This is a genomic window from Mycobacterium sp. E342, from assembly GCF_001667665.1.
Taxonomy (GTDB): Bacteria; Actinomycetota; Actinomycetes; order Mycobacteriales; family Mycobacteriaceae; genus Mycobacterium.
On sequence record NZ_LZJM01000284.1, the window covers coordinates 55,149 to 69,385 of the forward strand.

Below are 14,237 nucleotides of genomic sequence, written 5' to 3' on the forward strand. Positions count from 1 at the left end.
CGCACTCAAGCGCATGCGGCCAGTTCCCAGCGCAGCTGGCCCTCGGACGGGGACTGGACCGGGATGAACGCCGCCTCCCGGTAGCGGCGGCTCGCCGATGTCCTGCTCGCATACCCCTTGCCGCCGGCGGTCCGGACCTCGAGATCCGCACTGGCGCTGGCGAGTTCGGCTGCGACGAGCCGCAGCGACAACAGCTCTCGCTTGGTGGGCGCCTCGTCCCCGCCCACCGCGGCGGCCAGATCCGCCACTGCCGCCTCCGCGTCGACGAGCTTCTCCTCGACCTGGTCGACTTGGGCACTGAAGACCGAATTCACCCCGCTGAGGCCGTTCCTGGCCTGCTCCACCGCGGTTCTGGTCAGCCCCAGGCACATGGCCGACTGCAGGACGAGGAACGTCGGACGGACCGCCTGCAGGAAACCGTCGAAGTCGGTCGCCAACACCTGGCCCGAGGGGACGTAGGCGTCCGCCAGCTTCAGGTACGACGAGGCGGTGCTACCCATTGCCAGCAGGTCGAAATGATCACCGACCGCGACGCCGGGCGTATTCAGCGGCAGGGCCACGATCAGCCTCTCGCCCGCGACGGTGCGCACCGCGGTCACCATCGTCGAGTCCGGATAGAGGTTGCTCGCCCACCTGATCGATCCGGAAACCGAGTAGCCCCCGTCGACCGGCGCGGCCGTCAACTCCAAACTTCCACAGCCCGCCGCCTCTTTGAACGCCGAAGCCATGCCGGTCACCCCGAGCGTGGTTCCGGCAAGCAGCGGCCGGGCCGCCGCAGCACTGAACGGCGTTGCCGCCGTGAGCAAATACTCGACCGCCATCCGATGGGCCCAGAGTGAGAAGCCGGTGCTCATGCATTCGCCGGAGATCGAGCGGATCACCTCGGCCATGTCGGGCAACCCGCCGTCGGCGTTGCCGGGGGCGCCGACCCCTAGCAGACCGGCCGCACCCAAGGCGGTGAAGCTGCGGCGAGCCTGGTGCTCGCCGCGGTCCAGCGCCCCGGCGTGGGCCCGGATGTCTTCCAGCAGTTCGACATCCAACCGGCTCGCTGCCGGGTCCATCGTCGCCGTCATCTCGATACCTCCTGGGCCGAGTGCTTCCACGCGTAGTCGAGGAATTTGCCGTCGAAAGTGACGACCACTCTGTCGCCTTCGGGATGCGGCCGCCGCCGCACGCTCATCTGGAAGTTGATGGCGCTCATGATGCCGTCACCGAATTCTTCACTGATGAGTTCCTTGATCGCCGGGCCGTAGACGGCCAGCGCCTCGTGGAACCGGTAGATCGTGGGATCTGTTGTCATGGTCGCATCGGAGCCCCGATACGGCATCATTTGCAAGACCGCCACCGCCTCGTCGTCGAGGCCGAGTAGCGATGCGACCGTTGCCGCGTCACCGGCGGGGAGCGGATGCTGCCCGAGGAGCGCCGCCACGGTCCACACCGGGTCCTTGCCGATCGATTCGGCGATTTTCGCCCAGCTCAGCCCTCGCTTGACGCGGGCCAGCCTGATGGCATGGCCGAGATCGGCCTTCGTCAACGTGGTTGCCATAGCCCGTTTTCCGTGCCTATCCGGTGAACAGGGTGGAGTCGACGCTCACCGGGTTGCGGAAGGTGTTCACCACGGGTGACCAGGCGATCGCATTGTCGTGGATCTCCTTGAGGATCGCGTCGTCGGCGTCTCCGGCCAGCGTCACCCTGCAGCGAACCGCGCTGAAGCCGAGGCGCTTTCCCTCGGGAGTGTCCCCCACCCCCCACACCGCGGAGATGTCGATGTCGCCTTCCATCTCGACCTCGATCTTGGTCAGCGTCACGCCGCGGTGGGTCGCGTTCGCCAGCAAGCCCACCGAGACGCACGAACCCAGCGCGGCCAGGGCCGTTTCGGAAGGGTTGGGTGCGGAGTCGTCGCCGAGCAGCGCGGGCGGCTCGCCCACTAGCATCGGCGCCAGGTCGCGGACGTAGGTCATGTTGCGGAACCCGGTCTCGCACACCGTCTTGGCCTTCAGGGTTTTCTTCCCCGTCTCCGGGTTCGCCCTGGCGTTGCACGACAGCTTGTCCAAGCCTTCGGCGTCGATGACGAGCGCGTCGGTCATGTGACTTCCTCCGTTTCGCTGATTCTGCGGCTTCACGGAGTTAGTGCTCTGCGGCGGCCGATGTGTGACGGTGGACCCGATTGGTTTACGTGGGCGACACGAAACATCACACAGCCGAAACGTGGCGCCGTCCAACGCCGGGACACCGCCGGGAAGATTTGCTCAGCCGAACAGGCCTTGCGCGATGTAGTGGCCTTCCGCGGGCGCGGGCGGCACCGCGAAGATTGCCGAGCCGATGTGGCGGATGTACTCGTTGAGCAAGTCGTGGGCGCCCAGCCGGTTCTGCAGGCGAATAAAATCTTGCGGATCTTTTTGATACGAGATGAACAGCAGGCCGGCGTCGAGCTGGCCGTTGGGATCGAGGCCGTCGGCGTAGTTGTAGGAGCGCCGCCGGATCATGATGCCGTCATTGTTTTCCCGGGCGGCCAGGGCGACGTGGGACATCGGGTCGATGAGCGGATGCCCGTCGGCCCCCCTGGCGGCGAAGTTGGGTGCGTCGAATTCGCCCTTGCCGCTCAGCGGCGCACCCTCCTCTTTGGTGCGGCCGAAGATCCGCTGCTGATTGCCGATGCGGTCGACATCCCAAGTTTCGAGCAGCATCCGGACCTTCCGCACCACTTGATACGTCCCGCCGTTCATCCACGGCTGGTCGTTGTCGTGGACCCAGACGAAGCGGTCGTACTCCGCGTCGGTGGCGATGTTGCGGGTCCCGTCCTTGAATCCCAGAAGATTTCGCGGGGTGCGCTGGCCGGGACCGGCCGATGCTCGGCCGAATCCCAGCACCGACCAGGACGGTGAGACGATGTTGCGGCCCAGCCGGGCCAGGTTGCGCACGGCGTGATAGCAGACCTGGGGGTCGTCGGCGCACGCTTGCACGGACAGGTCGCCGCCGCGCAGCCGAGGGTCCAGGTTGTCTCCGTTGAGCGGGGGCAGATCGGTGAAGACCGCGGGCCGCCGCGCGGCGAGCCCGAACCGATCGCCGAACAGCGACGGCCCCAATCCGATGGTGACGGTGAGACCGGCCGGGCTCAGTCCGTAGGCCTCTCCCGTGTCGGCCGGTGGCTGGACTTCGACCCGCGGCTCGATGGTGCCGACCGGCCTGCCCTCCTGCAGGATCGCGGCCGCGGCGGACCAGCGCGCGAGGAGGGTCTGCAACTCGGTGCGCCCGGCGCTGGCGGCCAGCGAGACGGACATGAACATGGCGTAACGCTGTGGGGGCGTGGCGATTCCGCCCTGATGCGGCTGGCCGTAGAACGGATAGCTACGCCGCAGGTCGACGTTGTCGTCCCCGCCGCCCGAGCCGTCGCCGGGGCGTCCGGCCGCCATCGCGTAGCCCGCAAGGCCGCCGGCCGCGGTGCCGGTAAGCCCGGCCAGCGCGGCGCCGCCGAGCACGCGCCGGCGCGAAACCGATGCGGCTTCTGCGGGCTCGGCGATGTCGTCGGTCACGGTCAGCCCGCAGCGGCGACTTTCTGGGCGACCGCCGACAGGCTTTGGTGCAGCGGCTGGATGACCGCGGTCAACTTCGGCGCGTCGGTCGCCTTCAGTGCGGCGGTGTACGTCCGGAACCCGCCCAGGGCGTTGGGCTCGCGGTACCCGGCCAACGTGGTCAGCACCGTGCGGAATTGCTGGTCGATCCGGCCGACCAGGTTGCCGTCGATTTTCTCCAGGCCCGGCCTCAGCGAAGCGTATGCCTGCTGGGCGCCCTCCACATTGCCCGAAAAGTCCACCAAGTCGAGGTGGCTGAACGCCTCCTCCTCGCCGGTGATCTTGGTGTTCTGGATCTCTTCGATCAGGTCGCTGGCACCGTTGGCCAGGTCCTCGGGCTGATACTGCAGGAGCGCGACGACTGCGTTCAACTTGACGACGTTGTCGACCAATTCGGTGCTGAGATTCATTGTGGCGGGGGTGATCGCCCCGCCCTGCCACAGGTCACGTTCGATGGCGTGGAAACCCTTCCAGCCGACTTTCGCATCGACGGGGGTGGACTCGCGCATGTCGATCAGATAGTCGAATTTCCCGGCATTGTCGCCGGCCGGGAAGCCCAACACGATGAATCCGCCAACCGCTGACTCCGAACGCTCCCAGAAGAGCCTGGCTTTGGCGTATGCGGCCTTCGCGGCGTCAACGTTGCCCGACCGCACGGCGGCGTCGAGCGCCTTGACCCCGTCGCCGAGCTCACCGATCTGCTTGATGATGTATGCCGCGTAGTCCTTGGTGCCCTGGTTGAGGATGCCCGCGACGGCGCCCGCCGGCCTCGCTGCCGCCCGGCCCGTCACCGTCAAGGCCTGGTGTTCGCGGCTGGCGCCGGGGCAATACAGTTCGTACGAACCACCGTCGAGGGTGACGGTGAACGAGACCGGGTCCAGTCCGGGAGCGAGGTCCTCTTTCTCGCCGACGATCCGCTGGTCGGAGAGCAATTCGACCTCACTGATCCCCGGTGCGTTCGTGTTGGCGAGCGTGAACGTCACCGGGCCGGCCGACACGGTGTCGTTGTCCAGCGCGCACACCTCTTTGCCGCCGACGCTGGCCATGGTGACGTTCACCGCATTGACGCCGCCGGATTTCCCGCCTCCCGGGCGCTCCGCATTACCACCCGGATGACCGCAGGCGATCACACAGCACGCCGCCATCAGGGCCACTGCTGTTGCGGGGAAACAACACTGGCGATACCAGGGCCGCGATCCCGGCTCGGTGCGATCCCGCGGCGTCACGGGGACGGCTGCGTCACAAAATCGATGAGTTCCTCGACGCGACTGATCAGCGCCGGTTCCAGGTCATTCCAGTCGCGCACGCGGGACCGGATATGCCGCCAGGCCCTGGCGATGTCGGCCTGATTGGCGTGGGGCAACCCGAGCGCCCGGCACGCGCCGTGCTTCCACTCGATGTGCCGCGGCACGTCCGGCCAGCCGGTCAAGCCGAGGCGCTGGGGTTTCACGGCCTGCCAGATGTCGACGTAGGGATGGCCGACCACCAGGGTGTCGCTGCCTCCCGGTCCGCGCCGCACCGCGTCGGCGATCCTCGCCTCCTTCGAACCCGTGACGAGGTGATCGACCAGCACACCGAGCCGACGACCCGGGGCGGGCGCGAACTCGGCCACGATGCCCACCAGGTCGTCCACGCCGCCGAGGTGCTCGACGACGACCCCCTCGATCCGCAGGTCCTCTCCCCACACCTGGGCGATGAGTTCGGCGTCGTGGCGACCCTCCACATAGATCCGGCTGGCACGGGCTACCCGCGCGCGGGCGCCCGGCACGGCCACCGACCCCGAGGCCGTCCTCGCGGCGGCGACGGGCACCGCACGGCGCGGCGCCGTCAGGATCACCGGGCGGCCCTCCAGCAAATAGCCTGGGCCCAAAGGGAAGCCGCGCACGTGCCCGTGCCGGTCTTCGAGATCGACCCGCCCGTACTCGACTCGTACCACCGCACCGACGTATCCGGATTGCACGTCCTCGACCACCAGCCCAGGCTCGGCGGGGTGCTCGGTCGAGCGGGGCTTGCGCCGGCCCGCGGCGGCAAGGACATCGGTTCCATAGCGATCAGCCACCCGGCAATACTAGGAACCCTTGCGGCCAAACGGCGTTACGGCACGCCCGCTCGAGGAGCATCGTGACCGAGATCGCCCGTGCCGCCGATGCAATACCGGCGCGTAAAAAATGCGTTTTAACTGTGTGGCGTTACTGAGCTGATGACGTTGCCGATGTTACGTTGCTAGTCGTAAGAACTGCCGCTCATTCGTCGATCGCGGCGGTGAGCGAGGTGGGAGTATGGACCTGGCACTTTGGGTGTCGAGCATTGTGGCTTTCGTGCGGGCCGGCTACCCCGCCGGCATGCCCACGACCGGATACTCGCCCGTGGCCGCCTTGGCTCGCCGACGACTGTGCGACGACGAGATCAAGGCCATCGCAACCAAACTCATGAGGCGCCAATTCTGGCCGATCAATCCGGTTGACATCGGCGTCGAAATCACCCGGATCACGAACCAATTGCCCTTGCCGGCCGACGTCGAGCGGGTCGAGCATCGTCTGCATGAGATCCGCTGCGCGCGGGGATAGTCGTCGCCGCGGGATCTGACCCTGCTAGGGCGCGCCTTTCTCCGGGTCGCCGCATGCGGCCAGGTAGTCCGGGTAGCTCCAGGTCCGCAGAAACTGTTGGCCCGCCTGCAATCCTCGTTGATAGAGGGCGTCGCGTTGCTCGGCGGTGATGTCGAAGTCGATCGGGCTGACCTCGTCTGCGGGGACGAAGATGGTGCGCCGTACGGTGCACGGATCGTCGATGTACGCATTGTCCTGGTTGCTCACCAGTGTCTCGATCGCGGCGATTCCCAAGGAGACTGGCCCGTGGACCGGGTGGGTGGGCGGAATGCCGGGACGCGCGGACAGCCGGATGCCGAAGGTCGGCCATCGCGGTTGCGCGTCGGGGCGGTCGAACAGTTCCACCGGGAAGTCGGACAGGAGGCCGCCGTCGACCCAGGTGGCGCCGCCCACCCGGACGGGCTCGAACACATACGGAATCGCCGACGAGGCGTGCACGGCACGGGCCACCGGAAAGTCGTCGGGGTCGATGCCGTAGGAGCCGAGGTCCCACGGGATCCGCACCAGCCGGCGCCGGGACAGGTCACTGGCCGTGACGACGAGCGACCAGGCGAACTGGTCCGGCTCCTCGCCCGTGCGCAGGTCGCCGAACGTCCGCACGCCCAAGTCAGCGAGCAGGCCGGCGAGCAGCCGTTCCAAGTAGGCGCCGCGGTAGACACCGTCGGACATCAACAGCGACAGTGCCCCACCGATCAGTGGCACCTCCCCGATCACGCTGCGATCCAGGAACTTCCGGTAGTCGATGGTCCGCATGATTTCCGCGAGCCGGCTCAGCGGCTCGCCCGCGACCTGTAGCGCGGCCACCAGCGACGCGACGACCGAGCCCGCGCTGCTACCCGCGACGCGCGGAAACCGGTAGCCGGCCTCGGAGAGCGCATCGACCGCGCCGACCAGCCCGATTCCCCGGACGCCGCCGCCTTCACACACCAGATCGGCGCGGGATACGCTCACGGCCGCCTCCATCGCCTCACCCCCTCAACAGATTCGCCGGCCGTCCACGCCGAAGAAGTGCAGGTGCCCCGGTTCCGGGTGCAGGCGCACCCGGCTGCCCTTCTCCGGAGGCCGACGCCCGTCGGCACGCGCGACGACGGGCTGATCGATGACCTTGCCGGAGCCTGTGATTCGGCCGTAGAGGTAGGCGTCCGCCCCGAGCATTTCGAACTGGGCGGCCAGGGTGTCGAGATGGAGGTCGACGTGGTCGAGGAGCTCGGGGCGGACGCCGACGACCACCTCGCTCGCGGTGGCGGTGAGCTGCCGTGGTAGCGGGATGGGCCAATCCCCCAGCGACACGGCGGAATCGACGATCGGCAGGGTGAACAGGTTCATCGCCGGCGACCCGATGAAACCCGCGACGAAGACGTTGACCGGGTTGCGGTACAGCTCGCGGGGCGCGGCGAACTGTTGCAGCACACCGTCGCACAGGACCGCGACCCGATCGCCCATGGTCATCGCCTCGACCTGGTCATGGGTGACGTAGACGGTGGTGGTGCCGAGCCGCCGTTGCAATGCGGCGATCTGATTGCGGGTTTGCACGCGCAGTTTGGCATCGAGGTTGGACAGCGGTTCGTCCATCAGGAAGACCTGCGGGCGGCGCACGATCGCGCGTCCCATCGCCACCCGTTGGCGTTGCCCGCCGGAGAGGTCCTTGGGCTTGCGGTCCAGATATGGCTGCAGGTCAAGCAGTCTCGCCGCGTCTAGGACCCGCTCCCGGATCTCGGCCTTCGGTGTCTTGGCGATCTTGAGGGCGAAGCCCATGTTCTGCGCGACCGTCATGTGTGGGTAGAGCGCATAGTTCTGGAACACCATTGCGACGTCGCGATCCTTGGGGTCGACGGTGGTGACGTCGCGGTCCCCGATCCGGATGCGTCCGGAGTCCAGCGTCTCGAGCCCGGCGACCATTCGCAGCGAGGTGGTCTTGCCGCATCCGGAGGGACCGACCAGGACGACGAACTCGCCGTCGGCGACCTCCAGGTCGAGGCTGTCCAGGGCCGGGCGGTCGGCCCCGGCGTAGCACCGCGTCGCTTGCTCGAAACTCACTGAGGCCACAGGTTATCCGTTCAGTCCCGATACCGCGATCCCCCTGACGAAGGACCGCTGCGCGATCGCATAGATGATGACCAACGGCAGCATGATCACCATCGAAGCCGCCATGATGATCGGCCAGCGCGCGACATACTCGCCCCGCAGCCGCACCAGGCCCAGCGTCAGCGTGGCCAGGCTGTTGCGCTGAAGCATCAGCAGCGGCCACAGGAAGTCGTTCCAGACGTTGACCCAGGTGAGCACAGCCAGCACCACCACCGCGGGGCGGGCGTGGGGCAACAGGATTCGCCAATAGATCTGCCACGGCGAACAACCGTCGAGTATTGCCGCCTCCTCCAGGTCGGTGGGAAGCGTCCGGAAGAACTGCCGCATCAGGTAGGTGCCGAATGCGCTGCCGAACAAGCCCGGCACGATCATCGACCAGGGGGTGTCGACCCACCCGACGGTCCGCATCAGGATGAACTGCGGGATCACGGTCACGGTCAGCGGCACCATCAAGGTGCCAAGGTATAACACAAACAGCGTCTCACGGCCGCGGAATTGCAGTCTGGCGAACGCGTATCCGGCCAGCGAGCAGAAGAACACCTGCCCGGCGGTCACGCACCCGGCGTACAGCACGGTGTTGAAGAACATCCGCGCGAACGGCATCAACGAGAACACCTCGGTGTAGTTGGACCACCGCGGGTGCGCGGGTAGCAGCCTCGGCTCGGTGATCTCGCCTTCCCGCTTCAATGAGCCGGACACGGCCCAGGCGATCGGGAACAACCAGCACCAGGCGATGGCGAGCAGCGCGGTGTAGACCAGCAGGCTACGAACGACATTGCGGGTGAACAACCGCTCAGCTGAGGCCACGTGACGTCTCCCAAGAGCGTTGCCGAGTGATCCGCAGCTGCACCACGGTCAGCACCAGCAGGATGGCGAACATCACCCACGCCAGCGCGGACGCGTACCCGAATTCCAGGAAGGAGAACGCGTGCTGGAACAGCATGATGCCCAGGACATACGTGGCGGTTTCGGGACCGCCGTTCGCACCGTTGAGGACGTAAACCAGGTCGAATGCCTGGAACGCATGGATGATCGAGATGACGCCCACGAATGATATCGACCCACGGATCAGCGGCACGGTGATGGACACGAACTGCCGTATCTCGCCGGCCCCGTCGATTCGTGCCGCCTCGTAGACGGTCTCGGGAACGCCCTGCATCGCCGCGAGCAGGATGACGGTGGCAAACGGCACGCTGCGCCACACGCTGACGACACACAACGAGGCCATCGCCCATTGGGGTTCGACCAGCCACGGGACCGGGCCGATCCCGACCCAGCCCAGCATGATGTTGAGCAACCCGTTGTCGGTGTTGAAGACGAACTGCCAGACGACCGCCATGACCACCGACGAGATGGCCAGCGGCAGAAAGACGATGGTGCGGAAAACGCCGATGCCCCTGACCTTTCGGTTCAGCACGCCGGCCACGACGAGACTGACGACGATGGTCGGCACGACCGTTCCGACGGTGAAGATGACGGTGTTGCGGATGGCGATCACAAAGAGCGGATCCGAGGTGAACAGATCGTGGAAGTTTTTGAGCCCCACGAACTTCGGCGGCCTGAAGACGTCCCACCGCTGAAAGCTCATGTACAGCGAGAACCCGAGCGGAAACAGCATGAACACCGCGACGGCGGCCAGGTTCGGCGCCACGAAGAGGCGGCCGGCCCGGGCGCGCCGTCGCCAGGGGCCCGCGCCGCTGACGGGCTTGCGGGTCACGCGGCCGGGCGCCGGGCTGGTGTCGAGGGAGGTCATGGGGTGCGCAGCACCTCGTCGATGGCGGGCGACAGGCCGGCCAGGGATGTCGCGGGCCGTGAGCCACGCAGCACCGGTCCGAAGCTGCGGTCCATCAACGCGACGATCTTCTCCCATGCCGGGGTGACCGGAAGCCCTTCGGAGTACGCCGGCCCTTGCGTGAGCACGGCGAGGTTGCCGACATTCCGGTGGGCCTGGGCGAATCCGGGCGAAGTGAGCGCGGATTGCAGCACCGGCACGAAAAGGCTGGATTCACCGATCAGCGCCTGCCCGACCGGACCGGTCGCGAATTTCACGAACTCCCATGCCTGCTCCTTGCGCTGGCTGGTCGCGGAGATGGCCAGCCCGGTGGAACCGATGTCGGAGTGGGCGGGCTGGCCCTGCCGACGCGGACCCACCGGCAACGGTGTGACGTCGAAATCCAGGCCGTCGGCCCGGATGAAGGTCTGGTAGCGCCAGTGGCCGCCCATCGCCATCGCCGCCCGGCCGGCGGCGAACAGGTCGGGCGTGGACATCGATTGCACCTCGGAGGCATTGGGCGCGACCCTGTGCTTGTTGGCCAGGTCGGCGTAGAACTGCACCGCCTCGATGAACGCGTCGTCGCCGAAGTTGAAGTGGGTCGGGTTCTTCAGCGGGGTGGACCACGGCACGCCGTTGTTCATGGCGAACAGCCCGGCCGAATAGTACGAGAACCACATGTTCACGAAGCCCCACTGGGTCACCCGGCCGGAGCGGTCGCGCTTGGTGAGCGCGGTGGCGGTGTTCAAGAATTCGGCGAAGCTCCACGGCTGCTGCCACGTTCTGGGCGGTGGCGGCACCCCGGCCTCGGCGAACAGCCGCTTGTTGTAGAACAGGTAGTTTCCGGACCATTGCTCCGGGAGCGCGTATTGGCCTCCGTTGAAGGCGAAGCTGTCATACAGCGTCGCGATGCCGTCCAACTTCAGTTCGGCCGCGAAGGCCCGATCGCCCGACAGCATGGTGTTGAGGTCGAGCAGCACGCCCCGGGCGGCCAGCTCGGCGTAGGTGAGATCCCAGGCCATCAACACATCCGGGCACTTGCCGCCGGCGCAGAACGTCGACAGCTGCTGCATCACGCCCGGGGCCGACAACACCGGGCGAACCTTGATGTCCGGGTGACGGCGCTCGAACTCGTTCACGATGCGGAGCCTGGCATCGCGTTCGTCGGGGTTGGCCGCGAAGAAGAACGTCAACGAGTCGTCTTCGGGGGCACAGCCGGCGGCCCACGGCGCCAGCGATGCCGCGGTGAGCGCGCCGGCACCGCGCAGCAGGCCGCGCCGCCCGAACGGCTTATCGAGCATCGTGCTCCCGTTCTCGCCCCGTTGCCGGCCGCCCGGCCGGCGGTGTCTGATGTCCTTGGTACCCGATGCGGCTGTGGGGTTGCCGGATCGGCCGGATCGGCAATGCCAGAACGGCCCGGCCGATGCGATCGCGATCCCCGATGATGTCGATCGCGCGGATGCGGTCGTCGGGCCCGATATCGATCAGCAACAGCGCCTGCGCACGCCCCTGTGGGGCGATCACGACGCCCGGCGCCCCGTCGATGAGCATGACAACACCGGCGCGCGCCCGCTGAGCGAATCGGCGGGTCTCCTCCGCGACCTGCGTGGCGCCGCGCACCTCGGTCGGCACGTCGTCGGGAACCAGCGCGCGATCCACCGTGCGGACCACGTCCGGCGCCAGCAGCTCGAGCAGAGCGGCGATGTCACCGCCGCGGGACGCCGCGAGAAACGCTTCGACGATCTCGAGGTGCTTGGCCGCGCGCCCGGGTGGGCCATCCGGCTCCGCCTGCAGCCGCCCACGCGCCCGGCTTGCCAGCTTCTTCGCGGCGTCCGGCGACCGGTTCAACGCGGTGGCGACCTCTTCGAAGGGCACCGCGAACAGGTCGTGCAGCACGAACGCGACACGCTGCGCCGGGGAGAGCCGGTCGAGGACCACGAGCAGCGCGTTGCTCACCGACTCGGTCAACAGCGCGTCCTCATCCGCGGGCGCCGATGAGGTTGCGGTCAGCCGGTCCAGCTCGTCGGTGGTGGCGAGCGGTAGTTCGGCCCGTCTCTTGCGCGCCCGGAGCTGGTCGACGGCCTCGCGCGCGGTGATCGTGGTGAACCAGCCGGTGAGGTTGTCGACCGCGCCGAAATCGGCGCGGCTGGCCTTGAGCCACGCCGACTGAACCGCGTCGTCGGCGTCGGCCGCCGAGCCCAGCAGCTGGAACGCGACGGACCTCAGCTGTCGCCGGTCGGCATCGAAACGCTGCGCGAGATCGGCCAAATTTTCCGGGGCGCTCATGGGTCACCTTTTCCGCACAGGAGCCGTCAAGAGAATGACCGCGTCCGTCGAGCTCTCTGTTGCAAAGGAGGCCAGCACCATGACCTTATCGATTGTGCGCCACCAAGCGCGCGGCGACCATCCGGCTCGCCACCGCAAAACCGGCCGCCCCGCGGGGGTTTGGCACAGATGAACACCGCATACGTGGTGATCACGCTGTTGACCGCCGCCATCACCGCCGGGATCGCCGTGGCCGATCTCATCCCCGCGGGATTCGTCCTGGCGAACTCGGCCGAAGTGGGTGTCCCGCGGTCGTGGTTGCCCGCGCTGGGTGCGGTCAAGTTGGCCGGCGCGATCGGGCTGGTCGTGGGCCTGATGGGGTTGCGCGCCTTGGGAATCGCGGCCGCCACCGGGCTGGTGCTGTTTTTCGTCGGCGCAGTCGTGGCGCACCTGCGGGCCCATGTGCTGTACAACATCGCGTTCCCCGGGGCATACCTGTGCATGGCGGTGGCCTCACTGGCGCTGCTGGTGTCGCGTTGACCGGGTCAGCCGGGAAAATACCGGATCCGGTCGATGGTGCCGCCCCGCCATCCCATGTCGGCGAACACAATGCCGCGCCCATGGCCGACCGAGATCGCCACCGTGGGGCCCGCGCTGATCGTCTTCGTCGGAGTGGCGCCGTCCAGTTGATCGGTGAGCCCGGCCAGGTCGAGCGCCTCGTGGTCGCCGAGAGTTATTGTGGCGCTTGCCGAGAGGGCCCGCGTAGCCGCGTTGTGATCGTGGCGCGCGGTGGCACGCAAGAACGCCTCCGCGAGTTTCTTGTGCCCCGCGCCCACCCGCCGGAATCCCGCCAGGAAGCCGGCCATGCCGCGCAGCCGCTGATTGCCCAGTAGGCCGCGCGACAGTTGCAGGGCCGGCGATACCGCGCGCGGGCCTGTCGACAGGAATTGCAGCATCATCGCGGGCAGTTCCCAGTAGGCCCGCAGATTCTCAATCCGCCACTGCCCGTTGATGTCTCGCAGGTCATAACGCAAGAACGCGGGGATGTGCATCGTAACCCGCGGGCCCATCGCCACTTCGAGCTCGAGATCCCGCAGCACCACGGTCCCGAAGACGATATCGAGGTCGCGGTGAAAGGTGATCTCGCGCGGACCGATGAAGGTGTCATAGAAGCGGCCGATCTGTTCGTGACCGACGTGCGGCCGCGACCCGACCGGGTCCTCGACCCGGGCGTCGTCGGTGAACAGCGCCACCCACCCGGCGCGGTCGTGCGCGGCGGCCGCCCGAGGCGATCGCTCGACGGCGGCCAGCAGCGTCTCGCGGGCCGGTGGCGCTCCCATCACGGTCCCCCAACCAGCTCGACGCCCGCGGACCGCATCTCCTCCAGTGCTTCGGTGGCCGATTCCGGCGAGACGGCCGCCGTCAGGTCCACCAGCACCCGGGTGGACAGGCCCGCCCGCGCGGCGTCCTCCGCGGTCCGGCGGACGCACTGGTCGGTGGCGATGCCGACCACGTCGACGGCGTCGACCCCCCGTTGCCGCAGCCAGTCCAGCAGTGGGGTCTGGTTCTCTTCGACGCCCTCGAAGCCGCTGTAGGCCGCGGCGTAGGCGCCCTTGCGGAACACCGCCTCGATCCGGCTGGTGTCCAGGTCGGGCCGCAGGTCCGCGCCCGGGCTCCCCGCGATGCAGTGCGGGGGCCACGACGACGAGTAGTCCGGCCGGTCGGAGAAATGGTCGCCCGGCTGGATGTGGAAGTCCTGGGTTGCTACCACGTGCTGATAGCCCGGCTCGCCGGCCAGATACGCGTTGATGGCGGGCGCGACGGCGGCGCCGCCGGTCACCGGAAGCGAACCACCCTCGCAGAAATCGTTTTGCACGTCGACGATGATCAACGCCCTCACGGGTCTCACCCTATCGGTGTGGCCCGGCATGGCGCTTC

16 protein-coding genes are annotated in these 14,237 nt (G+C 67.7%); 2 read left to right on the top strand and 14 right to left on the bottom strand.

Features of this window, described 5'->3' with window-relative positions; genetic code table 11:
* Positions 1–5 precede the first annotated feature (5 nt).
* The 6 genes from A5692_RS22535 to A5692_RS22560 form a co-directional block, all read right to left on the bottom strand.
* Positions 6–1,073 carry an acyl-CoA dehydrogenase family protein gene (locus A5692_RS22535; RefSeq protein WP_068060073.1) on the bottom strand — a complete coding sequence of 356 codons (1,068 nt, stop codon included), beginning with the start codon at positions 1,071–1,073 and terminating at the stop codon, positions 6–8.
* Positions 1,070–1,546: a cyanase gene (gene cynS, locus A5692_RS22540; protein WP_068060076.1), complete on the bottom strand. Its 477-nt coding sequence runs from the start codon at positions 1,544–1,546 to the stop codon at positions 1,070–1,072. The genes A5692_RS22535 and cynS overlap by 4 nt, the downstream gene beginning before the upstream one ends.
* A gap of 16 nt (positions 1,547–1,562) precedes the next feature.
* The gene (locus A5692_RS22545; protein WP_068060079.1) at positions 1,563–2,087 is read right to left on the bottom strand and encodes an OsmC family protein; all 525 of its coding nucleotides are present in this window, start codon (positions 2,085–2,087) and stop codon (positions 1,563–1,565) included.
* 162 nt (positions 2,088–2,249) lie between these two features.
* Entirely contained in the window at positions 2,250–3,539 is a 1,290-nt protein-coding gene (efeB, locus tag A5692_RS22550; protein WP_068060357.1) for an iron uptake transporter deferrochelatase/peroxidase subunit, read from the bottom strand.
* Positions 3,536–4,717 (bottom strand): iron uptake system protein EfeO, encoded by a 1,182-nt coding sequence (gene efeO, locus A5692_RS22555; RefSeq protein ID WP_369830319.1) that lies wholly within the window; start codon positions 4,715–4,717, stop codon positions 3,536–3,538. Before efeO ends, efeB begins: the two co-directional genes overlap by 4 nt.
* A gap of 77 nt (positions 4,718–4,794) precedes the next feature.
* The gene (locus A5692_RS22560) at positions 4,795–5,631 is read right to left on the bottom strand and encodes a DUF3097 domain-containing protein (protein ID WP_068060082.1); all 837 of its coding nucleotides are present in this window, start codon (positions 5,629–5,631) and stop codon (positions 4,795–4,797) included.
* A gap of 220 nt (positions 5,632–5,851) precedes the next feature.
* On the opposite strand from A5692_RS22560, the gene A5692_RS22565 reads away from it, so the two are divergent.
* Complete coding sequence (locus tag A5692_RS22565) at positions 5,852–6,139, top strand: DUF3349 domain-containing protein (protein WP_068060084.1); 288 nt, start codon at positions 5,852–5,854, stop codon at positions 6,137–6,139.
* Between the two features lie 24 nt (positions 6,140–6,163).
* Here the strand turns inward: A5692_RS22565 and A5692_RS22570 are convergent, their stop codons facing one another.
* Genes A5692_RS22570 through A5692_RS22595 form a run of 6 tightly spaced genes read right to left on the bottom strand, consistent with a single transcriptional unit; the run spans position 6,164 to position 12,320 of the window.
* Positions 6,164–7,141, bottom strand: a complete 978-nt coding sequence (locus tag A5692_RS22570) for a patatin-like phospholipase family protein (protein ID WP_068060086.1) — start codon at positions 7,139–7,141, stop codon at positions 6,164–6,166.
* A 12-nt stretch (positions 7,142–7,153) separates the two neighbouring features.
* On the bottom strand, positions 7,154–8,224 hold the full coding sequence (locus tag A5692_RS22575) for an ABC transporter ATP-binding protein (protein WP_068060090.1): 1,071 nt from the start codon (positions 8,222–8,224) through the stop codon (positions 7,154–7,156).
* Positions 8,225–8,227: 3 nt separating this feature from the next.
* Positions 8,228–9,052, bottom strand: a complete 825-nt coding sequence (locus A5692_RS22580; protein ID WP_369830320.1) for a carbohydrate ABC transporter permease — start codon at positions 9,050–9,052, stop codon at positions 8,228–8,230.
* Between the two features lie 4 nt (positions 9,053–9,056).
* Positions 9,057–10,016, bottom strand: coding sequence for a carbohydrate ABC transporter permease (locus tag A5692_RS22585; protein WP_068060096.1), 960 nt, complete (start codon positions 10,014–10,016; stop codon positions 9,057–9,059).
* Positions 10,013–11,335 carry a sugar ABC transporter substrate-binding protein gene (locus A5692_RS22590; protein ID WP_068060099.1) on the bottom strand — a complete coding sequence of 441 codons (1,323 nt, stop codon included), beginning with the start codon at positions 11,333–11,335 and terminating at the stop codon, positions 10,013–10,015. The genes A5692_RS22585 and A5692_RS22590 overlap by 4 nt, the downstream gene beginning before the upstream one ends.
* Positions 11,325–12,320 carry a sigma-70 family RNA polymerase sigma factor gene (locus tag A5692_RS22595; protein WP_068060101.1) on the bottom strand — a complete coding sequence of 332 codons (996 nt, stop codon included), beginning with the start codon at positions 12,318–12,320 and terminating at the stop codon, positions 11,325–11,327. Before A5692_RS22595 ends, A5692_RS22590 begins: the two co-directional genes overlap by 11 nt.
* Before the next feature lie 168 nt (positions 12,321–12,488).
* On the opposite strand from A5692_RS22595, the gene A5692_RS22600 reads away from it, so the two are divergent.
* Entirely contained in the window at positions 12,489–12,839 is a 351-nt protein-coding gene (locus A5692_RS22600) for a DoxX family protein (RefSeq protein WP_068060103.1), read from the top strand.
* Between the two features lie 5 nt (positions 12,840–12,844).
* Here the strand turns inward: A5692_RS22600 and A5692_RS22605 are convergent, their stop codons facing one another.
* Together A5692_RS22605 and pncA are read right to left on the bottom strand one after the other, a co-directional pair.
* Entirely contained in the window at positions 12,845–13,639 is a 795-nt protein-coding gene (locus tag A5692_RS22605) for a ketosteroid isomerase family protein (RefSeq protein WP_068060107.1), read from the bottom strand.
* Positions 13,639–14,199: a pyrazinamidase PncA gene (gene pncA, locus A5692_RS22610; RefSeq protein ID WP_156766223.1), complete on the bottom strand. Its 561-nt coding sequence runs from the start codon at positions 14,197–14,199 to the stop codon at positions 13,639–13,641. Before pncA ends, A5692_RS22605 begins: the two co-directional genes overlap by 1 nt.
* Positions 14,200–14,237: the final 38 nt, after the last annotated feature.